The sequence below is a fragment of the Photobacterium sp. J15 genome (assembly GCF_963870815.1).
In the GTDB taxonomy this organism is placed as follows: Bacteria; Pseudomonadota; Gammaproteobacteria; order Enterobacterales; family Vibrionaceae; genus Photobacterium; species Photobacterium marinum.
Window position 1 is genome coordinate 1,203,025 of record NZ_CAWMUI010000002.1, and the last position, 25,541, is coordinate 1,228,565.

Consider the following 25,541-nt stretch of genomic DNA (forward strand, 5'->3'; position numbering starts at 1 on the left):
TAAATATCGGCACTGACGTTAACCCGATCAGTGACAGTATCGGTTACCTTTTATTGGCTCACAGACCGATAAAGTGACTCATAAGGTCATGTGGTGCAACACCAGCCCGGAGTGGGTTTTGAGATAATCACCCTGAGCCACCTTCCTTTTACCGTTAATCCACAAATCACGCAGGCCACTGGCATAAAGTTCAGGGGCCTCAACTGTCGCATTGTCACGGAAGTTATCACCAAACAGACAGAGATCGGCATAATTTCCTGCAGCGATTTTGCCTCGATAACGAAGCCCGAATGTTTCTGCACTCAGCGCTGTCATCTTATAAACGGCTTTTTCTATCGACATTAAGCCACGCTGATTAACAAACTGACTCAGAATACGGGGAAATGTGCCGCTGACTCTAGGGTGCAACTGTCCGCCAAAGATGGTATCGGTACCAACCATACCACGAGGATGAGTAAAGATTTTCTCAACCAGGGATTCATCCATGAAGTAGTCAATCATACGGACATTACCCCGCTCACTGACCAACAAATCCAGTACAAAATCCACCGGATCCTGATCCAGCTGACTGGCACAATCACTGACAGAACGTCCCAGCCACTGGTGTGCCTCTTCACTTTCCACTTCACAAATCAGAATGTTTTCCCAGCCAACCAGTGCCGGCAGGTTATCCCATGGTTCGCCAGCCTCTGGCAAAATACGTTCAGCAAACCAGTCTCGCACCTGACGCCGGACATCCGGCTCTTGCAGAGCCTGCATCAAGGCTTCAGGTTCATATGCACGAATCAATGCCGGTGGCAGAATAGAAAACAGCGTTGTACTGCCATAGTGGTATGGATACTGATCAAACGTCAGATCATTACGGTCAATCAGGCCGAGCAGTGAATCCAGTTTTCCGGCATTACGGCGACCAATAAGCTTAAGGTGAGAAATATGCAGCTGGCAGCCCGCCTGCTCGCTGATAGCTATCATTTCCTGCAAAGCTTCAATGATTTCATCACTTTCACTTCGCATATGAACCACCAGCGGCTTACGGTGTTTTGCCGCCACTTGTGCCATAGTCAGCAGCTCTTTTTTATCACTGAACAACGCCGGATGGTAAATAAGTCCAAGACTGATGCCACGCGCACCAGCTGACAACGCCCGATGAGCCAATTTTTCCAACTGACAACGCTGCTCTTTTGTCATCGGTGCACTGCTGTTTCCGCAAATTTGATAACGCAGCAGCCCATGCGGCAAAAATGAAGACAAGTTAACTTCAAGGCCCTGCTGTTCCAATGCCGCGCAATATGTCGTGTAATCTTCCCAGTTCCAGTCTATTGGCGGATTACCTATGATTAACCGATCACGTACTTCCTTCTGAAGTGCCTTGGGCAAAGGTGTCACCCCAAGACCACACAGGCCGACCAGCTCGGTCGTAATTCCCTGCATAACCTTGGGCTGAAACCCTTGCGGAATAAACGTCGCTAAATCTGCATGGCTGTGAACATCAATAAATCCGGGCGTAACATAAGCACCGGCCGCATCAATCACCTCATCGACAACAGCATCAATAACCGGGGCAACATCAGAGATGAGGCGTCCCTCCAGCAGAATATCACCGTTAAATGCAGCTCCGCCCATTCCATCGATAACTCTGGCATTTTTTATTAATTGTCGCATTACAACTACTCCTTACCTATGCATGTCGTAAGACCTTTGCACAGTCGGATCAAGTCATACGACACAATAACTTAGGCAATCCATTCTATACCTCTCCCCTTTATATGCAATTGATTGATATATTTATAAGTTTGAATTCTGTGCTGATGATCATATTTAAAATCAAAGGACTAGAATAAAAACAGAAGCGATAGAAATTCAGTTCGGGATAAAGCTATCTAAGCCGGTTCTTAAATCAGGGCAGGAATTATGTGCGGAAGGTTCAGCGTCGTCAGTACATCACTGGATACCTTGATACACGAGGAAACCGGAGTCAGATTTACCACCGAAACCAACATCGATTTGCGACCAACACAAACCGCATCGACGCTGGCAATGATCGACAATAGACTGGTTCAGCAAGACACCATTTGGGGCATTCAGCCCAACTGGGCAACACATTTGATTATCAACGCAAAGGGGGAAACGGCTGGAGATAAAAAAACATTCCGTCTGGCGATGAAAACCCATCGCTGTCTTGTTCCCTGTTCCGGCTGGTATGAATGGCGAGATGAGGGAGGCCCTCGCAAACAAAAGTATCTTTTTACTCACGCACTGGGAAAGCCACTTTATATGGCAGAGATCTGGTTTCCATACGCGACTCCCCACCTTGTCACTCTGACCACATCGGCTAACAAAGCATGCCAGCCTTACCATCCGCGGATGCCAGTATTTATTCCGCTCAACAGCATCAGGCTCTGGCTTAATGGTGATATTTCTGAACTGACAACCTTGTTACTGCCCGATAATACCCTGCCGCTTAAGATACAAGCATGCTGAATTTGATCTGAGTCTTTACGCTATAGAAATAACTTCATCTACAAGGTATTTGCCAGACAGCAAAGAACACTGATCGCAGCATACTCTTTCAAATCATCATACTCAGTGTCTCGGAACTTTTTGATTGCCACTTTGGCATTTTCAGCCTGGATAATGTCGCCGACATCCGTAAAGCCCTGCTCTCTCAGTTGCTTCTCCTCCTCACGACAGGTTGCCGAGTTGATATCGATGTAAGTAAGCACTTTGCCGTTATGGAAGAATTGAAATACTGCCATGCTGTTTCTCCTTTTTGATTAATACCAACCGGGATAAGTAAGTGTTCCAATAATTGCACAGGAAAAATCACCTAGGACAAGGAAGAATTTGCCGTAACTAGTGGCGCTAATTACAAAAATTCTGACACAGTAATAGGTGATTTTAACCAGCAAGATTGATCAAAGACTTATGCTGGTTGGTATAAGACTGCTTCTAAAACGTTGATCAAAAAGGTCACTACGAGACTAATCTAAGCTAATTCACTAAGCCAGCAACCACAGTACATTAATTTCAAATTGTATGATCAATCGCAAATTAGCCTTATTTATCTTTTGGTTAGCTCGATGTATAGTTCAGTACATATCGATTATAACTTTGTGAATTACCATGAACAGAGCCGCCTCTTTCCTATTCCTTGCCTGTTTCAGTACTGCCAGCCTGATTTCGACCAATGTATCAGCCGCAGCACTTCATGTTTATGCCGGCGCAGGTCTTCGTGAACCGATTGAAAAAATCGTTAACCAGTTTGAGCAACAAACCGGACATACAGTCACTGTGGAATACGGCGGTTCAGGGCAAATCCTCACCCGCTACAAAATTACAGGTCAGGGAGATCTCTTTATCCCCGGCTCCGATCGCTACATCTCTAAACTGGAAAAAGACGGGCTGGTTTCTGCATCATCAAAGCTGGTTCGCCATATTCCTGTTATCGCCATTCGCAAAGATAAAGCCGCAAACATTCACTCTGTTGATGAGTTAGCAGCAACTAACCTCCGCCTAGGTCTGGGCGACAGCAAAGCAATGGCACTTGGACGCAGTGGAGAAAAGCTTTTAAAGGCGACTGGCCACTATGATGACCTGATGAACAAAGTGGTCGTTCGTGCCGCAACCGTAAAACAGTTAGCCCTCTATTTATTGAATGGTGATGTTGATGCCGCTGTCATTGGCCGCGCCAGCGCATGGAAAGCCAGAGACAAAGTTGTCATACTACCGAATCCTGAAGGTGCACCAGAAGAAACTGCGGCCATTGCCCTGCTAAAATCCAGCCAGCACCCATATGAAGCAAAACTGCTGATGGAAAAGCTGACTTCAGCAAAAGGTATACAGGCTTTTACTGACGCTGGCTTTCTGCTGCTAAAGCCGATCAGCAACTAGCAAATGAATATCAGTTTAAAACTGGCATTGTTACCCCTGTTGCTTTTACTCAGCATTGTGTGCGGTTCTGTTAGTGCCATGATTTTCCAGCTTGATACCGGTTCGCTGATCGAAACGATCTGTGATCCGGAGATCCATTTTGCGCTTGGAATGTCACTCGGCTCATCACTGATTTCACTGTGTCTTGCTATGTTGATTGCTATTCCGGCAGCCTGGCTGATGAACCAGGTAAAACTCCCCGGCCAAAGCGTCATTGATACCCTGCTTGATCTGCCAATGGTATTGCCACCGCTGGTCACAGGTATGGGACTGTTACTGTTAATCAGTCCGCAAGGTCCGCTCGCTCAGTTGTTACCATCACTGCGCGGGCTGGTGTTCAGTCCGGCGGGAATTATAATTGCGCAGACCTATGTCGCCACCGCCATCATGCTTAGAAGTTGCCGCGGCGCATTTTCTACCATAGATCCGGGCTATAGGCTGACCGCATACAATCTCGGGCTTTCACCTCTGGCGACACTAATAAAAGTTGAGCTTCCGTTATGCTGGCGCCCCCTGGTGTGCGGAGCCATTCTTGCCTGGTCCCGGGCTATCGGTGAATTCGGAGCCACGCTTATGCTGGCCGGTGCGACAAGATTCAGAACAGAAACCTTGCCGATGGCAATTTACCTGAATATTTCGAGCGGCGATTTCCAGCTGGCAATAGGAGCAGCCCTCTGGCTATTAGTGATTGCAGCCTGCCTGCTGTTTGTCACCAGAGCGATTAATCGTTGTGAACATTAAACGGCCTTAACATTAACCCCAAAGAGTATCGACCAACAGGTATTACGCCATGCTGAAGATTAACCAGCTAAGCACAGGGATAATCAAAAATGCCCATTTACATCTGAAACCTGCGGAATGCATTGCGATTACCGGACCTTCAGGCAGCGGCAAAACTACCTTACTCAATGCCATCACCGGATATACCGACTACCGGGGGTCAATATCCATTAATCAGGCAAAAGTTGATACTCAACCGAGTTGGCAGCGGGCATGCCGTTATCTGAACCAGCGGCTTTACCTTTTCCCTCACCGTACCGTTGCCGGCAATCTGGCTCTGGCGCAGCAAGGAAGCAAACAGACTGTCAATTCGACTCAGCAAATCGCTTTGTTGGAGCAACTCAATATCGGCCATCTTGCCGATCATTATCCTCATCAGCTTTCAGGTGGTGAGCAACAACGTGTCGCCCTGGCAAGAGCCCTGATCAGCAAACCCAAACTCTTGCTGCTTGATGAACCTTTTTCCAGCCTGGACTGGGACAACAGAACCCGGCTCTGGCAGGTCATTCAACAATTACGAACAGAAACCGGGGTAAGTATTCTTCTGGTCACTCATGAACCAAGAGAAGCCGACGCCCTTTCCGACCGACAGATAAGTATTCTCGACGGTCGGCTTATCCACTAACAGGAGTTCCCATGTTGTACTTTTCCGATCAAGAACTTGATGCCTTTTTACTTGAAGATGCCTACCGGGGAGATTTAACCACCCACGCACTCGGCATTGAAAAACACATGGGTAAAATGGTGTTTAAGAGAAAACAGGCCGGACGGGTGGCCGGAGTTGAGGTTGCCAGAGCCTTACTGGTGAAACTGGGGCTGGAGCCTGTTGTTCATGTCGAGGACGGTGCCGATGTTGAGGCTCAGACCGTACTTATTGAAGCAGAAGGCAAAGCCGAACAACTTCATACCGGCTGGAAAGCCCTTCAACTCGTGCTGGAATGGAGCTGTGGTGTGGCTCAGTATACTGCCGAGATGACCGCTCAGGTTCAGGCAGAAAACCCGAATGCTATTGTCGCCTGTACCCGAAAAAGCATTCCGGGAACCCGAAAACTGGCAACCGCGGCGGTTCTGGCCGGAGGTGGTCACATTCACCGTGCAGGCCTGAGCGAAACCATTCTGGTATTCACCAACCACCGTCGCCTGTATGAAGAGCCGGATAACTTCGCAGCTCAGACCAGCCGTCTTCGTCAGCAAGCTCCGGAAAACAAAATCACCGTTGAAGCCGATTCTCTTGATCAGATTGAAGAAATCCTTAAAGGCGAACCGGATATCATCCAACTCGACAAATTCTCAGTAGAAGAAGTGTCCGAAGCTCTGGCTCTTGTTACCAATTCCGGCCAATCAACCATCTTGTCTGTTGCCGGCGGCATCAACCGCAACAATGCGGCTGAGTATGCCAAAACGGGCGTGAACCTCTTTATTACCTCTGCGCCGTATTACGCTGCGCCGGAAGATATCAAGGTAATCATCACTCCGCTTTAACTTTTATTTTTAAGTGTATTTTCATAACAGCGGGAACCGTTAACCTGCTATAGGTAACGGTATCCCCTTCAATTTACGTCGATAATTCCGTAAGAATTCGTTTAAAGGGGATAAAGATGATCAATATTGATATTCCGGGCAAAGGAAACTGCCAGATTGAATCTCTGGTATTGGATTTTAACGGCACACTTGCTTGTGACGGCCAGCTTCTGGAAGGTATCGAACCGCGACTTAAAGCACTTGCCAGCCAGCTTGATATCTACATCGTGACTGCTGACACCTTCGGCTCAGTAAGGGCGATGGTCGAACACCTCAATGTAAAGGTGCACATTCTGCCGACAGGTAATGAGACCGAAGGTAAACTGGCTTTCATCAATCAATTACATCCCAGCCATGTCTGTGCAATTGGCAACGGCAATAATGACGCGGCGATGTTGAATGCCGCCAATATATCGATGGCTGTTATCGGCTATGAAGGACTATCGGTTAAAGCGTTAATGGCCGCAGATATCACCACCTCATCAATCAGTGATGCGCTGGATTTACTTATATACCCGCTTCGCCTGAAATCTACGCTGCGCAGTTAATAATCAATCTCATTAACCATGGAAATGTCCCGTTGAGATCCGATTCATACGAATTGATTTCAAATAAAGCACAAGTGACAGAGTTTAAACATTTACAAAAGTTACAAAAGAGCTAGATAGTTACATAAAGAAAGGATTCAACCTACGTGGGAAAAAGTGTTGTTAGACTACGCAAAAAACATAACAACCCTACTACACATAGGTGAACCATGCTAACCAATAACGTAATGTCCCAAAGCGACAAGCGAATGATTAACATCATTTTCGCACTGTCTGCGGCGGTGATCCTTCTGGCCACAATTCAAAATGAAATGCCTAACGGTATTATCGGTGCTGTCGGCATCATGGCGGTTGTAGGCTACATCCTTAATGTCGCTGGCGACAAAACGCCTATCGTTAACCAGTTCTTTGGTGGCGGTGCCATTGTAATCATTTTTGGTTCTTCATACATTTTCCACAGTGGCCTGGTACCTCAAGAAACTGCTGACACAGTAACCACTTTCATGAAGAGCGGCGGCTTCCTGTCATTCTTCATCGCAAGCCTGGTAACCGGCTCTATCCTGGGTATGGACGGTGACACGCTGAAGAAAGCTGCGCTGAAATACATCCCTGTTATCTTGGGTGGTGTTGGCGTTTCATTCCTGCTTGCTGGTACTGTTGGTGCTGTTCTAGGCCACGGCTTCTTTGAATCAGTAATGCTGATCGCGCTTCCTATCATGGGCGGCGGCATGGGTGCAGGTGCTGTACCTCTGGTTGAGATCATGTCTGGTAACACTGGCATGTCAGCTGAAATGCTAATGTCTAAGATGGTTCCTGCACTGGCTATCGGTAACGCAATTGCTATCGTGATGGCTGGTCTGCTGGACAAGCTGGGCCGTGTATACCCGTCTCTGACAGGTAACGGTAAGCTGATGCGCGGCGCTGCTGAACAAGAAGAAAAAGCACAGGAACAACAAGAGCACAAAGCGTCTATCGACACGCTTGGTATCGGTGCACTGCTTGCAATCACAATGTTCTACGTTGGTACTCTGCTGAGCAACGTTATCAGCATGCACACCTACGCGCTGATGATCATCTTCGTTGCTGTTGTTAAAGTATCTGGCCTGATGCCTCGTGACCTTGAGCAAGCTGCACACGCTTGGTACAAGTTTGTGGTTGATAACCTGACTCCTGCTCTGCTTGTAGGTATCGGTGTTGCTTACACAGATCTGGATCAGATCATGGCTTCTCTGAATCTTGTTTACTTCCTGATGGTTCTTGCCACTGTTGTGGGTGCAATCATCGGTGCTGCGATTATCGGTCGCCTGATGGGATTCCACCCAATCGAAGCTGCAATCACGGCTGGTCTGTGTATGGCTAACATGGGTGGTACTGGTGACGTAGCAGTACTGGCAGCAAGTAAGCGTATGGAGCTGATGCCATTTGCTCAGATCTCATCACGTATCGGCGGTGCATTCATGCTGATCCTTGCAACCCTGATCATTGAGCTGCTGAAATAAAGCAGACACGATTCTGAAGATTCAGATATCCAAGCCGGGCTTTATGCCCGGCTTTTTATTATCTGGCAATCCTTCGATTTTCCCTTCACCACCGAAGATTCGACGTCCAATCCGGCATCATGGTGGATAGTTATCCAAATTCTCTGCAAGAATAACCAACTGTGAAAGATAACCATTCACAGCATGGTGTATTCGGTTATACTCCCTTTCCTCTGACGTACCCTAAAAACACAACAAATATAATGAAACTTAAAAGTTATCTTGCCCTCACAACAGCGGCGACCTCGTCGTGCATTGTGATAGCGGTAACGACTGCAATATTTTTCCTGCTGCAAAACAGTCATATAGAAGGCATTCAAGCCCGGGGACTGGAGCTTGCACGGGTAGTGGCCCGAGATCCTGTGGTCATAGATGCAGTCGAATCCAAAAACAACGGGCAACCTTATAATCTTCAGCACTATGTAGAGACAATAAGAAGCCGTACCGATGCTTCCTACATCGTTGTTGTCGACAAAAAAGCAGAACGCCTGACCCACCCGAATCCCGAACGAATCGGCAAACATTTCATGGGCGACGATATCATTCCGGCTATCCGGGAAGGTGCCGAGTTCAGCAGCGTTGCCGCCGGAACCCTTGGCAAAGCCATTCGTAACTTCTCGCCGATAATGCGCAACGGTGAAGTCATCGGTGCCGTGACGATCGGTTACCTGTCCGAAAAAGCCACTACCATTCTTTATCAGCAGTTTGGTTATATCGGATTACTGATCATTCTGGTTTACCTGTTGGCTATAGGTATTACCGGCGCTTTCGTTTTCAAGATGAAACGAACTTTCCTCGATTATGAGCCGGAGTACATCGTCAACAAATTCCGCGAACATGAGATGATCCTCAACAGCATTCGCGACGCCATTATTGCGGTCGATAACAATATGAATATCACGACCATCAATAACAGTGCGCTGAAATTACTGTCGATGGGTATTCCGGGACGCGATGACTACGTCAGCCAGCCTTTGTCACGCTTCTCCGTACCGCTCAGTCATCTGGTTCTCGCCAGCCACGGCGCATTCAATCAGGGGGATTTTAAAATCGGTAAGCTGGACTACCGCGCTGATATTTACCCAATCAAAAACCCGAAAGGCCCGCGCGGTCACGTTATCGTGTTCTTCGCCAACCTGGATCGCAATGAGCTGGAAACAGAAGTTACCAACCTGAAAAACTACTCCGCCCTGCTGCGCAGCAAAACCCACGAGTATTCCAATAAGCTCAATGTCCTGTCCGGAATGCTACAAATCGGCAACTACAACGAAGCCGTCGACTTCATTCAGCAGGAGACCGACAGCTATCAGTCGATTGTTCGCAGTATCGTACTTTCTGTTACCGACAGTGCTATTGCCGGATTGCTACTGGCGAAGTTCAACAAGGCTTCAGAAATTGGCGTCAAATTCACTATTGATGAAGATACCAATATGTCGGGTTACCATAAGAATATTTCTGAAAAGTTTGTCACAATGCTCGGTAATCTGATTGACAATGCCCTGCTCGCTTCATGGCAGAATCGAGAACAGGCCGAACCGGAAGTGCAGGTTTACCTGAGCGACCGAAGCAACCATATCATTCTGGAGATCCAGGACAGCGGTGCCGGAGTACCCGAAAACATAACCGACCGCATTCTGGAATTTGGCGTCAGCTCAAAGAACGACGACGAGCAGAACGGTATTGGCCTGTACCTGGTCAAACAACTGGTTGATTACTTCCACGGCAGTATCGACTGGGAACGAACAGAGCAGAACACAACATTATTCAGCATCTACCTCGATAAAAGCGAAATCAGCAGTCATGACTAAAACAACAGTAATGCTTATCGAAGATGACATTCGTGCCAGCTACACGCTCGAATCAACCATCAACCAAAACCCGGACTTCACTGTAGTTGCCGTCAGTGAGAGCTGTGCCGACGCCTTATTACAATATGATGCTTTCAAACCAGAACTGATCTTTGTTGATATCAGCCTGCCAGACGGAAACGGTATTGATGTGATCCGCCAGTTACGTGAACAAAATGCGACCTGTGATTTCATCATGACCACAGCAGAGCGTGAAACTACCACTGTCGAAAAAGCCGTTCAGCTTGGCGTAACTGACTACTTGGTAAAACCTATCCGCATGTCGCGGGTGAATCAGGCGCTGGATGACTACAAGCTGTACAAGCAGAAGTTGTCTGGCAGTACCACTGTCGATCAGAGTGATATCGACCAGATCCTGCGTAAAGCCCCGGTGAAACAGACGCGCCAGACACCAAAAGGGATCGATGCAACCACCCTTGCCTCACTGAAAACTATCTTGCAAAACGAGAGATTACATGACTTCTCAGCAGATGAAATCGGTAAGCGAATGAGCGTAAGCCGCATTACGGCAAGGCGTTACCTCGAATTTCTGGAATCAGAAGGCATGATCAAATTGGTATTGAACTACAACACAGGCGGTCGTCCTCGCCGTCTGTATCAGATGGTGGATTAAGCCATAAATTCAGCTGATTTTACTATTTAAAACAAAAGCCTCTGCCACATCAGAGGCTTTTCATTTGAATATAACTATATGCTGATACTTCATCACTCTGTTGTATTTCCCTCATATCAGCACTTCCCCACTCTTAAATTCTTGTTATTTAAGCAACTCAAATACCCCCGAAATAAGTGTCTATATTTACAGCTTAAACAAGCAATAAATCCCTCTTAACCAACAACGTTGAGGAAAGCACAATGCAATTGCAGGATGTCGTAAGAAAATTCGCCGTGGCCGCAGCGATTGTGAGTACGCTTTTATTCCCTTTTATTACCAATGCAGCCGAGTCTGACAAGCCTGAACATGAGTGGAAGATGGTCACCAGTTGGCCGAAGAGCTACCCGGGATTAGGCCAGGGAGCTGATGAACTGGCAAAGCTCATCAATGAGATGAGTAATGGGCGTATCAAAGTCACCGTTTATGCGGCCGGGGAAATAGTCAGAGCTCTGGAAGTGTTCGATGCCGTTTCCAGCGGCAAAGCTGAGATGGGACACAGTGCCGCATCTTACTGGACAGATAAAGTCCCTGCTGGTCAGTTTTTCGCAGCGGTTCCCTTCGGGCTCACCGCACAAGAAATGAACAGCTGGATCTATAACGCCGGCGGCCTTGAACTATGGCATGAGGCTTATGCTCCTTTCGGTATAATTCCTATGCCGGCAGGCAGTACAGGCGTACAAATGGGCGGTTGGTTTAACAAAGAAATCAAAACCATAGATGATCTGAAAGGCCTGAAAATGCGTATTCCGGGCCTTGCCGGTAAAGTACTGAATCAGGTGGGTGTTGAAACCATGCTCCTGCCCGGCAGCGAAATATACATGGCACTGAAACACGGCAAAGTTGATGCCGCAGAATGGATTGGTCCATACAATGATATGGAATCTGGTCTGCATCGTGTCGCGAAATATTACTACTTCCCAGGCTGGCATGAGCCCGGCACTATTTTTGAAGCACTGATCAACAAAAAGGCGTTTGAAAAATTACCTGAAGATCTGCAGTCAATAGTAATGAATGCCACCCGTGTCGTTAATAACAACGTACTGGCCGAATATACCGCGCGCAATAATGCGGCGTTAGAGCGCTTGGTCGGTATCTATAAAATTAACCTGCTGCCATTTCCACCCGCTGTGCTTGAGCAGTTGAAAGATATCTCCGAGCAGGTGGTAGCAGAAGAAGCGAAAAAAGACCCAATGAGCCAGAAAGTCTATGTCTCCTACATGATGTTCCGAGATCAGGGTCATGACTGGCATTCACTTTCTGAGCAAGCTTATCTGAATGCCAGAAACCCACAATGATGTTTCACCATACAGTTTAACTTGCTGAATACGACCATGGAAAATGAAAAGCCTCTGCCAAAATTATCTCGCAGAGGTTTTCTTTTATATGAACACAGACAACAAACAATAATCAAAATGCGCAGATAAAATCACAAAACAAAAAAACAAGACAAAGAAGTGACATCAAACCAACATTAAAATGACACTTATACTTTCAAATACCTCCCAGCTAAAAATGTAAGGATTTATTAATTAAAAAAGATAAGGTCAAACCAGTCAAAAATCATTTTCAATCAGCTGGGAAATAGAATATAAATCATACATAAAATAACATAATGAGAGAAAAGTCATGCTAATCAACACATCAATGAAACGGTTTATCTCGTTATTTGAAACCAAAACCAGATCAATAATAGTCATCTAACCCCTATAAACAGAGATAAGCATCATGAAGGAAGCACTAGCCAAGATCGAAGAATATCAGACACTTACCGGGCAGGAAGGTGAACACATTGATTTATTGAATTTACACATAAAGTGCTACTTTATTAAAAGTAAATTTTTAGACAATGGTGACAAATCTGTTTTAGCTAAACATATCCATAATCTGCTTAATATTGAATTAGCATTTTGTGATTCGACTTTTAATTATTGTGCGAAAGATATCATCCTGGAGCTGATAACTAAATTCAAAAATTAGTTATAATTTTAATTATCAGTGAATACTTCCAAAGTATAAATAACACGTGGCATTTGAAAATATGGATACCGTCCACAGTAACCTTTCACCAATGCGTATAACCAGCTAAATATTGCCACCTTAAATTAAAAAGCCTCCGCATTAATAACTATGAGGAGGCTTTTATATTACTGCAATTATTGCCCCGGCCAGTTGCCCGGTGCGACAGGCAAAGTATAACCGCGGCTGGCTATTTTCTCTTCGATAGTCGCAGTACCATCCAAGTCACTATCAATAGGCTGCATCAAATCAGAGACAACTGCTGCATGAGTTTCATCAGTAAGAGTGCCATCCGCATCAACATCATAAACGAAACTTCCAGAACCATCGTAGGCACAGCTAGTTGTAGGCGCATAAGTAATATCAGCCGAACCTAAACCTATTGATGCATCAAAAAGCCCCGTTAATGGATTTTGAGTAATGAACTGACGCTGAGCAAGCTCCAGCAAAGTATGGCTATTACCCGGGCCAGCCCAGTTACAAATCATACCTTGTACATCACCAGTACTGCTGCCAACTCTCTCACCATAACCGGCATATGATTCACCATCTAATGGTGAGTGAGCATTAACACCAATGTTAAATACTCGACTATGGCTATCTCCAGCGCCCGCCTGCCATACATAAGCGTATTCACCAGACAATTGAGTTGGATTGAAGTTAGCGACAAAAATGTTGAAGTTTTCACTCCATCCATCGGGCTGACTGTTGGCATCATAATATTTTGCTGCGTCGACCATATTATCGGTGTCATCACCGGCCCCACTCGTCAACCCGTCCACACCATGACCACAGAAGATACCGGTTCGACTTTGTAACTTCATATCTGTCAGGCTGTTTCTGTCGTAACGTAGCGAACCATTAAGAGTGCGGTCAGCCTGGTTGCAATTACCGCCGGGGAAATCATTTTGATCACCATCAACCCGATAAAACAACACCCCGCTGTAATCATTAGTCGTACCACTAGTGGTATGTTCTAAACCAATAACCACATTCTTAGCTGTCGCTACAGGTGTATAAGTGAAGTCTATCGAATAACTCCATTCATTAGCAGAAGGCTGACCGAGCGTTACACTATTGAATGTTACGTTGGGAACCGACAGCGCATTCATTTCAGTCGTTAGTGTGATACTTGCTCCTACCGAGGGAAGCGCAATACTGTTCGCGTTTGCTGTAGAAACCATGCTGGCAATAACCATTAACGCCGCCATCGATTGATCTCTGGATCCCGCCAGGCGTGCATTCATTTGAGCTGCTGCACATGCATGTCCTGTAGTGTCTTCTTCCAGCCACATCAATAAATCACCGCCAGGTAACTGTCCGCTAACTCCAGTCCCATCAGGGTGGTTAGTATATAAAAGCGTTGGCCCGTAACACGCAGCATTAGAGCCTGTGCGATAAAAAAGCTCAGCAGTAAAAACACTGCTCAATGGTGTGGAACCATTTAAAATGGCATCAATACGAGCCGTAGCCCATGAATAAGTAGAAGAAGATGAAACTTTTGGTAGTGCTCTAAACTGTGTTTTTTTACCCGAACTTTCCGGTGTCACATCAAACGGTGATACCACTACAGCCGCCATAGGGACTAACGAAGAGTTATCAGCAGTACTGACATCATCTGAATCAGAGCCACCACATGCCGAGAGCATTAATACTGAACCAAATACTATCGTTTGTTTAATCATTTCAGATCCCTCTGTAACTATCCTAAATTCCGCAGTAACTCAGGCAGGATCATGAATACCAAATGTCTATATAACCTTAACCTTTTCCATTATCGACCCTGCTGATTCATCCGTTTTATTACCATTATTACAAATCTTTAGTGAATCAATACTCAACTACTAGCATAGTATTCCTAATTGCCTATCTCCAATTTCAATTCAGTAATGGAAAAATGACTGCGATAAAAAACGTTCCCCCCTGAGAGCCAAAGTCAAAACAAACTTCAGCTAACACAAAGGGGGGAATTATTGGGTTTAGAGCAATATACTCAAATTACTATGCAAACCAACCAGTGACAACGTCACGTTTAGGTACACTACCCTTGTGGACTACCTGCTCATCAATCACTACAGCCGGAGTCGACATGACCTGGTATGCCATAATTTGTGCCATGTCCTGCACCTTCTCCAGCTTGATTTCAATATTAAGTTCGTCGGCAACGTCCTGAATCAAATCAGCTGTATTACGGCAATTAGCGCAACCAGACCCTAAAACTTTAACTGTTTTCATTTTGTTTCCTTATATTGTTGAGAATGAAATGATATTGAATGTCCACCCAACCAGGGTGAAAGCCACCAGCAGAACAGCAAATAATGTTGCCAGTAATTTCCACTGCATCACTTGCTTAAGTAGAATAAATTCAGGAAAGCTGGCAGCCACGGTACTCATGCAAAAAGCCAGCGTTGTTCCAATGGGTAACCCATTAACAATCAGGCTTTCCATAACCGGGATCACTCCGGTAGCATTAGAGTAAAGAGGAATACCCAACAGTACAGCAGCAGGAACAGACCACCACTGACCGTCGCCAAGATGAGATTCAATCCAGCCGTCAGGCACAAAACCATGCAGCGCCGCACCAAGGCCGACACCGATAATTACCCACTTCCATACCCGGCCAAAAATATCGATGGTTTCTTGTTTTGCGAACTGATGACGGTCGCTAAAAGTCAGTGTTTGCCTTTCCTGAGAATTCGACTGGAACTCATGCTCTTTGCCATGTTTCAGTGCCTCAGCCGCAAAAGACTGTAACCACCGCTCAGCCTTGATCGCATCAAGGAACAGCCCGCCGAGCATTCCGACCACCATACCGACCAGGATGTACATCAGGGTAAACTTCCAGCCAAGCAGGCTCATTAGTAGCAATACAGCCACTTCATTGATCAATGGCGAAGTGATGAGAAAAGCCATAGTGATCCCGAGCGGGATCCCGGCAGAACTGAAACCAAGAAAAACCGGAATACTGGAACAAGAACAAAATGGCGTTATAGCTCCGAACATTGAGCCCAGCATATAGCCAAAGCCACGGCTTTTTCCGGCCAGAAAATCCCTGACACGCTCCACATTCAAAGAAGCGCGGATCACCGCGATCAGGTAGATCATCACCAACAACAAGGCGAAAATCTTGGTCACATCTTCAACAAAAAAATGCAGGGCATCCCCGAGTTTTGTGTCGGCAGACAAGCCCAGTAAATCGAATACCAACCAACTGGCAATATCGGAAAAAATCTGAAACATGCTTACTTCTCCCCCGGCTGTATTTCAGCGGAAAAGTAAGCAATCAAAGAAAATGTCATTACATCGTCCTTATAAAACTACCTCGTTATTACAAAGACGATGAAGGGGCAAAAAGGATGCAGAATTTTTTTAGTTTTTTGATTCTCGAGGAGTGAAACAGCAAACCTTGTGATACTCATCAAGTTTCACCTTACACGACTGACTAAGCTGTCGTTTCAGCTTCTGCCGTGCCCGCTGTAAACGGGACTTAGTCGCCACCAGCGTCATACCATGAAGTTCGGCATATTCTTTCTGGGTCATCCCATGAATATCACAGGCTTTCAGAATATCACTGTCCTTCGGAGCCAGTTCGTTCAGCACCCGCGGCAGGCATTGGGTCAGGCTGTCAACTACCCCTATCTCTTGTTGTTCCGATTCAAAATCCAAATCATCAAGAGGAACAAAGCTACGTTGGCGAGACTGGTCTATCACCAGGTTATTGGCTACCCGAAACAACCAGGCTTTGGCATTGTCGATATCGCAAAATGCCTTGTTTTTGCGCATTGCACGCAGGAACACTTCATGAAGCAAATCTTCAGCCAGCGCATCATCGTCGGTATGTTTATACAACCATGATAACAACGAATGCTGATGCGCCTGCCATGCCCTCATCAGGCACGGCGCGGCTGAATGGTGAACTGAATCCGCAGATTCAATAGTACTCATTCCTATACAGTCCTTATCTCAACGCGTGAATCAACAATGCTGGCATAAAATACCCGGGTTAACAGGCTTCAGCCGATACAGACTGGCGGTATCGACGCAAAATGCGGTGCTCAGCAATGCTTGAAAGAATAAACATCATCACATAGCCCATACAAAGAGCCACAATGATAGCAACGACATTGGCAGTAAACACGGATAGCAGATAATACGCTGCAACCAGTGTCACAATTCCACTTAAACGAATCATCAGGCTTTGAGTAAAGTGACCGTGCGCTTTGATATATGCCAGCTGATAGGCATTCAACATCATGAAAATAAAGAAAATTGAGAAGTGGAACAGCACAGGTACAGCACCACTGTACTGCTGCGGGAATACCCACATCACAATTTCCCTACCCCACAGTAGCATGGTAAGGAAGAAAGTCGCCCCGACAGCAAATGACAACCTGAACACCCAACGACGAATGCCTTTGATTTGCCCGTGCAGCCCTTTCCGGACACAAACCGACAGCTCCGGCAGCACAAAACGGTAAATCGGAAATACAAACAGCATGGTCATATAAGTGAACACCGGACGGACAACCACCTGGAAGTCACCCAGTTCATCAATGCTGAAGTGGCTGATAGTCAACAGAACAGTAATGTAAATCATCAAAATACTGGCACCAGCTTCCAGCGAGGCAGTAAAGCTTTTTTTCACATAGCTGATGAGTGTCGGATCGAGATGAACCGTTGTCAGGGGCCTTGTCGCAATCTGTTTTCGGCGGCTGATATACATGAAAAGTGCCACACCCAATGATGACAGGCTCAAGCCATAGAATAACGATGACAGCGCATCGAGCTGCAATACGTAGTAACAAAACAAGAACAGCACCACATTACTGAGCGGCTCCAGCCATGTAACCCGATTTGATATGCTGTAAAGACGGTACATAGCAACCAAATTGGTAAAGTAAACCTTCAGCCCCATACTGACTATCACACCCACCAACTGAAGATAACCGACATTAATATGTAGCTCATGCTTAATGTAAGGCAGCACCAATCCCCAGGTTACCAGCACCATAGCAATCAGGCTGAAGCGGAAGATATTGATAATATCGTGATCATTTTGTGTCTGACCATAACTAACGACCATCGACGAACGAAAGCCGGTCATCAGGATCAGGGAAAGCGAGATAATATCAATCACACTGTTAAACAGCGCCAGATCGTTTTTCGGCACCCACTGTGCCAGCCAAATTTTAAACAGAAATCCAACGGAGATACTGGCTAATGTGGCCCATATCCCGGTTATGAAGGCTTGTTTCAGGCGAGGCAGCGCTTCATCTTGCTGAGGAGCCTGCTGAGCGTCGAGCTTAAACATACAAAGAACAATAAAAACCAGTTTGTCAGCATGTTACCGGATTTACCCAGCCAAATCCCCCTCCGGTTATAAGCTAAAAGGAAAAATTAACCTTACACAAATGATGAATAACTATACTTATGTACTGGTACGATGTGTTCGCTCTGCTATGTAAACATTAATAACTTAGCGACTTCAAGAAAGTAACGGCTGGAAGCCATGGCTGGCAACACAAAGAAACGGAGTTGGAAGCATGACGGAATCAGTGATCAGGTCAAACAAAGAAACCAAAAGGACATTAGAAGATCTCCCCCAGCCAAAAGGATGGCCTCTTCTCGGTAATTTCCCTCAAATCAACAACACGAAGTTACATCAGATACTCGAACAATGGAGCCGTGAATTCGGAGATACCTTTAAGTTCAGCATCGCCGGGAAAGAATATGTGGTGATATCTGATCCGGCGGCTGTGAAAGATTTACTCCGCCGTCGGCCTAAATCAATTAACCGCACTTCAAACCTGGAGAAGGTTTTCAAAGAACTAGGTATTCATGGTGTCCTGTCTGCCAATGGCGAAAGCTGGAAAAGGCAACGCAAGCTAATCATGCCTGCATTCAGCAAAAAAAGTCTTACCTCATTTTTTCCTTTGCTTGAGCAAACCACCAGCCGACTTCAGCAAAGGCTGATCAAGCGAACAGCAGACAACCACGACATTGCCATTCATGACGACCTGCGGCGCTTTACTGTCGATATCACAACATCTCTGGTTTTCGGCCACGATACCTGCCTGTTAGAACATGATGGCGACGGATTGCAAAAAGATTTAGAAGTAATTTTCCCGCAATTAAACCGACGAACCAAAATGCCGTTCTCCTACTGGCATTACTTCAAAATGAAACAGGATCATGAACTCGACCGTTCACTGGTTAAAGTGAAAACTTACGCTCTCGACATCGTCGACCAGATCCGGGATGAACTGGAAAAGAATCCACAACTGGCTGAAGCACCGGAAAACATCCTTCAGGCAATGGTTGCCGCATCAGATGGTGACAATGATCGCCTGACTAACGAAGAGTTATTTGCCAATATCCTGACCCTACTTCTTGCCGGTGAAGATACCACCTCTAACCTGATTGCCTGGATGCTATTTTTTCTCAGCCAAAAACCGGACGTTCAAGACAAAATCAATGCAGAAGCCAACAAAATTAGGATGCAAAATGAAGGCAAGACTACCGTCGAAGGTCTCGATCAGTTGAAATATCTCGAAGCAGTAGCGAGAGAAACATTGCGTTTGAAATCAACAGTACCAATGATATCAGGGGAAACCGTCGACAAAATGACCCTACCTGACGGAACGGAACTCCCGGCCGGAACCGGCTTGTTCATGCTGACCCGACTTGGCGGCATGGATGAAAAATTTTTCACCGATGCTGAACAATTCAATCCAGAGCGTTGGCTGGAAGCTACTATGACCACGGAAGCCTGCCCCCACAAAGCCAATAACCAGTTTCCTTTCGGTGGCGGCGCCCGCCACTGCCCCGGAGAAGGGCTGGCTTTTATGGAAGTAAAAATGGTCATCGCCATGATATGTCAGCACTTCACAATCGGATTACCAACAAATCCCCCTGTTGTCGAAGAAGAGTTTGCAATCACGATGCGGCCTAAAAACCTGGTGATTAAATTAATTCCCAGATAACAGGCAAAAAAACGCCCCCTGCTGCAACAAATGACAACAACAGGGGGCGATTAATTCGGCCTGTTTCCCGACAATCTGACGGGAAAAGGTTAAATCTTAGAAGTCGATGTTTACACCGGCAAACAGACCATCAGTCTTAGCATCGAAGTCAGTCTTCAGATCGTCAAAGTCCTGGAAGTCAAAGTTATGAATGCGGTAGCCCGCTTGCAATTCCAGATCAAACGCGTAAAGACCGATAGAGTACTGAACACCTACAGACGCATCAAACATAGTGTTGTCGTCGTAAGAGATACCGTTACCTTTCGCAAAAACAAAGATTGGTGTCATTGGCAGGCCAACTTCTGCAGCCGCGTAAACGTGAGGAAGGTAACCACTGAAATCTTCAGTCTTCAAACCAAGATCTTTAATTTCACCGTCAGCAAACTCAGAAAGGCCGATACCAGCATCCAGAGATACCAGATCGTTATCCAAAAACTCGTAGTAAAGTGTGTAATCACGCTTAGTGTAAGCGTATTCGCTGTTATCTACTGACGACTGACCAATTTTGAAGTTAGGAATAAGTGGCACAAAGTGCTCAAGAGAGGCTTCAAAGGTGAAACTCGTGTCATCACCATCAACTTTAGAACCCGCAAAATTATGTGACTGCTGCCACATGTTAACTTCAACATCACCACCGATCAGCATGTCAGCTGAAGCCATAAACGGAGCTGTAGCTAATAATGCTGCTAACACTGATTTTTTCACTTGCATTATCCTTAATTATTTCTCTGTATAATTCTTATGAATTCAGAAAGATGAGACTTAATCTCAAAATTGCGACTGTATATTCATAACGACCATATTAACACACCATTTAATAACTAAAATCGCTTTTATTTTGAACAAAATACGCTAAACGCTTATAACGAAAAGACTTTGTTGCAATATGGAAAGCTAAAATATGTGATTACTCAAGAAGATAGCGGCATAATATGACATCGCCTTGGAGACATCCGGTGTTTTAAGTTATTGATGTAATCTGATCTCATCCGATCAGCTGGTCAAAAAATGTGTAAGCAGGATCTCATTCTGAGTTCAAAAAACAGCCAGTCAGGCGAGGAAAGAAATAACGTAAATAAAATAAGTGAAAAGTGAATCAGATATGCCCTTGCAGCGTCCCTGCTGCCTGCCGAAGCGTTGTTTGTTTTGGCTAGTCGGTGTGAAATGGTTTCGTCTCCCCCGGTTTTCTCAACATTTTATCGACAGCGTCAAGGTGAAGTTCTTCCTCGCTGATCATCTGCCTGGCGTACTCTTCCAGTAACACCGATTTCCCTTCAGCCAAATGCAATAATTTGTAATATAAAGCCAGCGCAGCCTTTTCATGCTCCAGGCTTTCTCGCAGAATATCGCCGATGTCGTGCTTGTGTGTCTCCAGTAAAGGCCCGACTTTGAGCGAAGGATGTCCTCCCAGCAGCGTCACCATCTCACCAGCTTTATGAGCGTGGATTAGGCTCTCATCAGCATTGCCCTTCAGCCAGGAAACAATTGGGATCCGGTTATAACCAAACACCATCAAAGAGTAATGGGTGTACCGCACCACACCGGCTAACTCAAACTCCATGATGTTATTCAACAAATCAACTACTTGTTGTTTTTCACTGTCATTCATGATGACTCCTTACTTGCAGTACAGCTAAGCAATAAGTGTGGTGGCCCCACACCAGTGACTCATACCAACTTTAGTCAACCCCGGATATTTGGAGTAATACCAAAGCCGGCAATTAATCCGAATTTCCTTTGTGCGATAACGATGATTTATATAGCCGATCCGAACCCAGTGGTAGCTTCAGGCTTTCCATCCACTTATGTTGGCGCCTTAGCTCCTGGTTTAACAGGCGATAAAAGGACTCGATATCCCGATTAGTACAGCTGTCACTGCCAAAGGTCGCATCAAGCTCATAGCTTCGTCGGATGATCTGCGCATTGATATTACGGTTCTTAGGCAAGCTATGGTTGTAGGTTTCAATGGCATCCACCCGGGTAAGTATTTTCTTGATATAGGGTTTGTTTTGCAGATAGTTATTTTCTGCTAATCCATTGATATGAGGAATCGATAGATAACAATCACGGCCTACCAGGGCATCAAGGTAGTATTCTATATCCTTGTCAGTTCTCTCCATCCGGCAAAAATGTTTACGACATTCCACCTCACGGATATAAAAATCTTCCAAATCCTGTAGCTTGCGAAAATAAATCAGAATTTCAAAACCATCCTTACAGGCCAGCTCGATAGCCGGGACATTGTTTATCCCCGCTTCGGCAACCGATATTGCCCCTTTGATTTCGTTATGATCGGTAATGGCTATCAGATGATGTTTGCCTTTCAAAAATTCGAGGTAAAAAGGCAAGCTACCACGCCCTTTTGCCTGCGTGGTATGAAGATGAAAGTCAAAATAGCTGCGCTCGTCACTCAACTTAAAATCATAGAATTCCGAGAAAAAATCAGAAATCTTGTCAAACTCAATCATGATCGCCTCCACATAAATAATAGAAGAGATCAAGCATTCTCAGAATCAGCTGCTATTGGTTAATAGAGCAAGCGTGACCAATAATAATGATCGGTGGCATTTCGCTATGAAAGAATTTTCTCCTAAAGCCAGCAGGCAATATATGGATATGAACCAAGGTCATCAGACGGCTCAAATAACGCCGCTCACCGAGGCCCGAAAACTCTCATCTACTGAACTCTATCATCCCTGTGATCCCGGGCTTTTTGACTTCACTACTACTAATGACATAGAACCGCTCAACACCCCACTCGGGCTCGACCGTGCCGTCAATGCGATAAAACTCGGAATGGGAATCCCTTCCAAAGGTTTCAACATCTATGTGATGGGATCTACCGGACTCGGCAAACACTCAGTAACCCAACGCCTGTTGACTGAGAACATAGACAAAAATAAGCCGGTGTATGACTGGTGCTACGTCAATAATTTCCGAGAAAACAACAAGCCGACCATTCTCCGACTACCCGCAGGAATGGGAAAAGTACTGAGGAAAAAAGTCCAACAATTAATTGATGAACTGAAAGTCACCGTTCCGTCGGCTTTGCAAAACGAAAACCTGATAAAGGAAACCGATCTGCTCCAAAACGCGTTAAATGAAAAAGAAATAACCGCTTTTCAAGCGATTGAAACAAAAGCCGATGAAAAACAATGCATACTGAAACGCTCGCGTAATGGGTATCTGATCCATCCTGTACGTAATGATAAAGTGATGAGCAAAGAAGAGTTTTCCAAGCTTTCACTCAAAGAGCAGGAACAAATAAACAATGATATTGAAGAACTCCGCTTTATGGTGGTTAACCTGCTCAAACAAGTCCCTATCTGGGATCAAGAAATGCGTGCGAAAAAAGAAAAGCTGGAGCGTGAATGTGTAGGCATCACCCTTGATTATCTCGCCGGACAACTTCCCGCAGAGCTACTGGAAATAGAATCGGTCAATAAGTACATCCAGAAGTTGAAACAGCATGTACTCGATAATATTCCGCTGTTCAGCGGTAGCCTGGAAACCGAAATCAACGAATATACCGGACAGAAACTCAGCTTCAGCCCATTCACCGTCTATGACGTCAATATCATTGTCGATAACAGCAAGACTGAGGGGATCCCGGTAATTTACGAAGATAACCCGACCTTCGTTAACCTGTTCGGCCGCATCGAGCACCGAGGGGAATTCGGTGCATTTGTCACCAACTTTACCCTGATCAAGCCCGGCGCTTTCCATCGCGCCAACGGCGGTTATCTGTTGCTGGATGTAAACCAATTGCTGAATAAACCCTTCGTCTGGGATGTTATTAAGCGCACACTACTTTCAAAAGAGCTGCGTATTCAGCCGCTGGAACAATTACTAAGTATTAATTCTATAGCCAGCCTTGAGCCTGATGTCGCTCCGATTGATATCAAGGTGATCCTGTTCGGCAGCCGTTTGTTCTACTACCTGCTGAAACAATATGATCCGGACTTCAATCAACTATTTAAAGTACAGGCAGACTGCGCCGAAGAGATCGACAGAACCCCCGAAGCCTGCCAAATGTACGCTAAATTCATCAGGCATCTTCAAAAAGAATCTCAAACCCGCCCTCTGAGCAATGAAGCCGTTGCTCGTATCATCGAATATGCGGCAAGACAAGTCGAAGATGGTGAAAAACTGACTCTGCATCAAGGTGACATCAACAGCATGATCCTTGAAAGTAATTACTGGGCAGGTGAACAAAATCAGGATGTCATCGCACTTGAACATATAGAAAAAGCGATTGATGAGAAAGAGTACCGTACCGGTTATTACAAAGAGCTAATCACCGAGAGTATCCACCGCGGCATCAGCAAAATTGAAACTGAAGGCATGCGTGTAGGTCAGGTGAATGGACTCTCCGTCTATCGTATTGATGACAGTATGTTTGGTCGACCTACCCGCATTACGGCAGCTGTTCACCTTGGTCAGGGTAACGTTATTAACATTGAACGCGAAGTCAGCTTAAGCGGCCCCAGCCACTCCAAAGGGATCATGATCCTAACAGCATTTATGCGCCAGCAATATGAACAGCGAGAGCCTTTATCTTTCTCCGCTACCCTTACTTTCGAGCAATCCCATGGCATGGTTGACGGTGACAGCGCCTCAACAGCAGAGCTGTGCGCCTTGATATCCGCAATTGCTCAAGTACCTCTCAAACAAGGTATTGCCCTGACCGGAGCCATCGACCAGCATGGTCATGTTGAAGCCATTGGCGGCGTAAACGAAAAAATCGAGGGTTTCTTTGAAATTTGCAGCACAAGAGGGTTGACCGGAGAACAGGGAGTCATCATTCCAAAAACCAATACTGCTCACCTAATGATTAATCAGAAAGTCCGCCAGGCTGTCGATAGAGGTGAATTCCATATCTGGACAGTCGATCATCTCGATCAGGTAATGACACTGCTGACAGACAAAGAAATGGGCAAACTTAGTGACAAACAGCGCTACCCGGCCAGCAGCATTAACGGCGCAGTACTGGCCCGAATTAAACGAATGAACAAAGCCAAAAACCCAGAAAACGAAGACACAAAGCGAAGCAAAAAACAAAAAGACTAGAGCATGTCCCTAAGCGAAAGGAAAAAGCGTAAGAAAAAATCCGAGGCTTCTAATACTGTTAGCCTCGGATTTTCATTTTTATATGCTCGGCTTCTGAAGTAGAGACCCTACCCCATTTGAGACTGAAGGTAATTCGGCAAACCAATCTTTTTAATCAATCCCAGCTGCTTCTCCAGCCAGTAAGCATGATCTTCCTCAGTATCTGCCAGCATCACTTCAAGGATTTCACGGGTCTGGTAATCCTGGGCATCTTCTGCCTGTTTGATCGCATCTTTAAGGGCTGAGTCAACCGAATACTCAAGTAACAAATCATTTTCGAGCATTTCCGGAACATCTTTACCAATCTTCAGTCCTTCACGCTTACTAAGGTCTGGTATACCTTCTAAGAATAGAATACGTTCAATTAAGCGAGAGGCATGACCCTTCTCATCATCAAATTCATGATCAATACGTTCATATAATTTATCCAACCCCCAATCCTGATACATACGGGAATGGATGAAATATTGATCCATTGCGGTTAATTCACCAATTAATAGCTCATTAAGCGAATCGACAATTTTTTGATTACCTTTCATCTCGACCACCTGTCC

At 45.6% G+C, this 25,541-nt stretch carries 23 protein-coding genes; 12 read left to right on the forward strand and 11 right to left on the reverse strand.

Annotated features, from left to right (window positions below; all coding sequences use genetic code 11):
- Nucleotides 1–78: 78 nt before the first annotated feature.
- A complete protein-coding gene (locus AACQ93_RS22425) occupies nt 79–1,662 on the reverse strand; it encodes an N-acyl-D-amino-acid deacylase family protein (RefSeq protein ID WP_064609027.1) in 1,584 nt (527 codons plus the stop codon).
- A gap of 249 nt (nt 1,663–1,911) precedes the next feature.
- Between AACQ93_RS22425 and AACQ93_RS22430 the strand changes: the two genes are divergently transcribed.
- Nucleotides 1,912–2,481 carry an SOS response-associated peptidase gene (locus AACQ93_RS22430; RefSeq protein ID WP_064609029.1) on the forward strand — a complete coding sequence of 190 codons (570 nt, stop codon included), beginning with the start codon at nt 1,912–1,914 and terminating at the stop codon, nt 2,479–2,481.
- 38 nt (nt 2,482–2,519) lie between these two features.
- Here AACQ93_RS22430 and AACQ93_RS22435 read toward each other — a convergent pair whose 3' ends face one another.
- On the reverse strand, nt 2,520–2,756 hold the full coding sequence (locus tag AACQ93_RS22435; protein WP_007468587.1) for a hypothetical protein: 237 nt from the start codon (nt 2,754–2,756) through the stop codon (nt 2,520–2,522).
- Between the two features lie 367 nt (nt 2,757–3,123).
- On the opposite strand from AACQ93_RS22435, the gene modA reads away from it, so the two are divergent.
- The 9 genes from modA (at nt 3,124) to AACQ93_RS22480 (ending at nt 12,135) form a co-directional block, all read left to right on the forward strand.
- A complete protein-coding gene (gene modA, locus AACQ93_RS22440; protein WP_064609031.1) occupies nt 3,124–3,891 on the forward strand; it encodes a molybdate ABC transporter substrate-binding protein in 768 nt (255 codons plus the stop codon).
- A gap of 3 nt (nt 3,892–3,894) precedes the next feature.
- Nucleotides 3,895–4,671: an ABC transporter permease gene (locus AACQ93_RS22445; protein WP_064609033.1), complete on the forward strand. Its 777-nt coding sequence runs from the start codon at nt 3,895–3,897 to the stop codon at nt 4,669–4,671.
- A 49-nt stretch (nt 4,672–4,720) separates the two neighbouring features.
- Nucleotides 4,721–5,335, forward strand: a complete 615-nt coding sequence (locus AACQ93_RS22450; protein ID WP_064609036.1) for an ABC transporter ATP-binding protein — start codon at nt 4,721–4,723, stop codon at nt 5,333–5,335.
- Between the two features lie 11 nt (nt 5,336–5,346).
- Nucleotides 5,347–6,192 carry a ModD protein gene (gene modD / locus AACQ93_RS22455; protein WP_064609038.1) on the forward strand — a complete coding sequence of 282 codons (846 nt, stop codon included), beginning with the start codon at nt 5,347–5,349 and terminating at the stop codon, nt 6,190–6,192.
- Nucleotides 6,193–6,308: 116 nt separating this feature from the next.
- Nucleotides 6,309–6,779: an HAD family hydrolase gene (locus AACQ93_RS22460; protein ID WP_064609040.1), complete on the forward strand. Its 471-nt coding sequence runs from the start codon at nt 6,309–6,311 to the stop codon at nt 6,777–6,779.
- Nucleotides 6,780–6,988: 209 nt separating this feature from the next.
- Nucleotides 6,989–8,278, forward strand: coding sequence for a 2-hydroxycarboxylate transporter family protein (locus AACQ93_RS22465; protein WP_007468577.1), 1,290 nt, complete (start codon nt 6,989–6,991; stop codon nt 8,276–8,278).
- A 242-nt stretch (nt 8,279–8,520) separates the two neighbouring features.
- Nucleotides 8,521–10,125 (forward strand): ATP-binding protein, encoded by a 1,605-nt coding sequence (locus AACQ93_RS22470; protein WP_064609042.1) that lies wholly within the window; start codon nt 8,521–8,523, stop codon nt 10,123–10,125.
- Nucleotides 10,118–10,798, forward strand: coding sequence for a response regulator (locus tag AACQ93_RS22475; RefSeq protein ID WP_198160234.1), 681 nt, complete (start codon nt 10,118–10,120; stop codon nt 10,796–10,798). The genes AACQ93_RS22470 and AACQ93_RS22475 overlap by 8 nt, the downstream gene beginning before the upstream one ends.
- 242 nt (nt 10,799–11,040) lie before the next feature.
- On the forward strand, nt 11,041–12,135 hold the full coding sequence (locus AACQ93_RS22480; protein WP_064609044.1) for a TRAP transporter substrate-binding protein: 1,095 nt from the start codon (nt 11,041–11,043) through the stop codon (nt 12,133–12,135).
- 858 nt (nt 12,136–12,993) lie between these two features.
- Here AACQ93_RS22480 and AACQ93_RS22485 read toward each other — a convergent pair.
- From AACQ93_RS22485 to AACQ93_RS22505, 5 genes are all read right to left on the reverse strand, one after another.
- The gene (locus AACQ93_RS22485) at nt 12,994–14,541 is read right to left on the reverse strand and encodes a hypothetical protein (protein WP_064609048.1); all 1,548 of its coding nucleotides are present in this window, start codon (nt 14,539–14,541) and stop codon (nt 12,994–12,996) included.
- A 316-nt stretch (nt 14,542–14,857) separates the two neighbouring features.
- Nucleotides 14,858–15,091 carry a thioredoxin family protein gene (locus tag AACQ93_RS22490; RefSeq protein ID WP_064609050.1) on the reverse strand — a complete coding sequence of 78 codons (234 nt, stop codon included), beginning with the start codon at nt 15,089–15,091 and terminating at the stop codon, nt 14,858–14,860.
- Nucleotides 15,092–15,100: 9 nt separating this feature from the next.
- Nucleotides 15,101–16,096 carry a permease gene (locus tag AACQ93_RS22495; protein WP_007468560.1) on the reverse strand — a complete coding sequence of 332 codons (996 nt, stop codon included), beginning with the start codon at nt 16,094–16,096 and terminating at the stop codon, nt 15,101–15,103.
- Nucleotides 16,097–16,225: 129 nt separating this feature from the next.
- On the reverse strand, nt 16,226–16,801 hold the full coding sequence (locus AACQ93_RS22500) for a sigma-70 family RNA polymerase sigma factor (protein WP_064609052.1): 576 nt from the start codon (nt 16,799–16,801) through the stop codon (nt 16,226–16,228).
- A gap of 58 nt (nt 16,802–16,859) precedes the next feature.
- Nucleotides 16,860–18,167: a lipopolysaccharide biosynthesis protein gene (locus tag AACQ93_RS22505; RefSeq protein ID WP_064609055.1), complete on the reverse strand. Its 1,308-nt coding sequence runs from the start codon at nt 18,165–18,167 to the stop codon at nt 16,860–16,862.
- A gap of 232 nt (nt 18,168–18,399) precedes the next feature.
- Here AACQ93_RS22505 and AACQ93_RS22510 point away from each other — a divergent pair, with 232 nt between their 5' ends.
- Nucleotides 18,400–19,839: a cytochrome P450 gene (locus tag AACQ93_RS22510; protein ID WP_064609057.1), complete on the forward strand. Its 1,440-nt coding sequence runs from the start codon at nt 18,400–18,402 to the stop codon at nt 19,837–19,839.
- A 96-nt stretch (nt 19,840–19,935) separates the two neighbouring features.
- On the opposite strand, the gene AACQ93_RS22515 is transcribed toward AACQ93_RS22510, so the two are convergent.
- The 3 genes from AACQ93_RS22515 to AACQ93_RS22525 all read right to left on the reverse strand — a co-directional run bounded on the left by AACQ93_RS22515 (nt 19,936) and on the right by AACQ93_RS22525 (nt 22,346).
- The gene (locus AACQ93_RS22515) at nt 19,936–20,583 is read right to left on the reverse strand and encodes a TIGR04219 family outer membrane beta-barrel protein (RefSeq protein WP_198160236.1); all 648 of its coding nucleotides are present in this window, start codon (nt 20,581–20,583) and stop codon (nt 19,936–19,938) included.
- Nucleotides 20,584–21,028: 445 nt separating this feature from the next.
- Nucleotides 21,029–21,487: a ferritin-like domain-containing protein gene (locus AACQ93_RS22520; protein ID WP_064609061.1), complete on the reverse strand. Its 459-nt coding sequence runs from the start codon at nt 21,485–21,487 to the stop codon at nt 21,029–21,031.
- A gap of 112 nt (nt 21,488–21,599) precedes the next feature.
- Complete coding sequence (locus tag AACQ93_RS22525) at nt 21,600–22,346, reverse strand: PHP domain-containing protein (RefSeq protein WP_064609063.1); 747 nt, start codon at nt 22,344–22,346, stop codon at nt 21,600–21,602.
- 106 nt (nt 22,347–22,452) lie between these two features.
- Between AACQ93_RS22525 and AACQ93_RS22530 the strand changes: the two genes are divergently transcribed.
- Nucleotides 22,453–24,948: a Lon protease family protein gene (locus tag AACQ93_RS22530; RefSeq protein WP_084419408.1), complete on the forward strand. Its 2,496-nt coding sequence runs from the start codon at nt 22,453–22,455 to the stop codon at nt 24,946–24,948.
- A gap of 107 nt (nt 24,949–25,055) precedes the next feature.
- Here the strand turns inward: AACQ93_RS22530 and bfr are convergent, their stop codons facing one another.
- Nucleotides 25,056–25,526, reverse strand: a complete 471-nt coding sequence (gene bfr / locus AACQ93_RS22535; RefSeq protein ID WP_064609065.1) for a bacterioferritin — start codon at nt 25,524–25,526, stop codon at nt 25,056–25,058.
- Between the last annotated feature and the right edge of the window lie 15 nt (nt 25,527–25,541).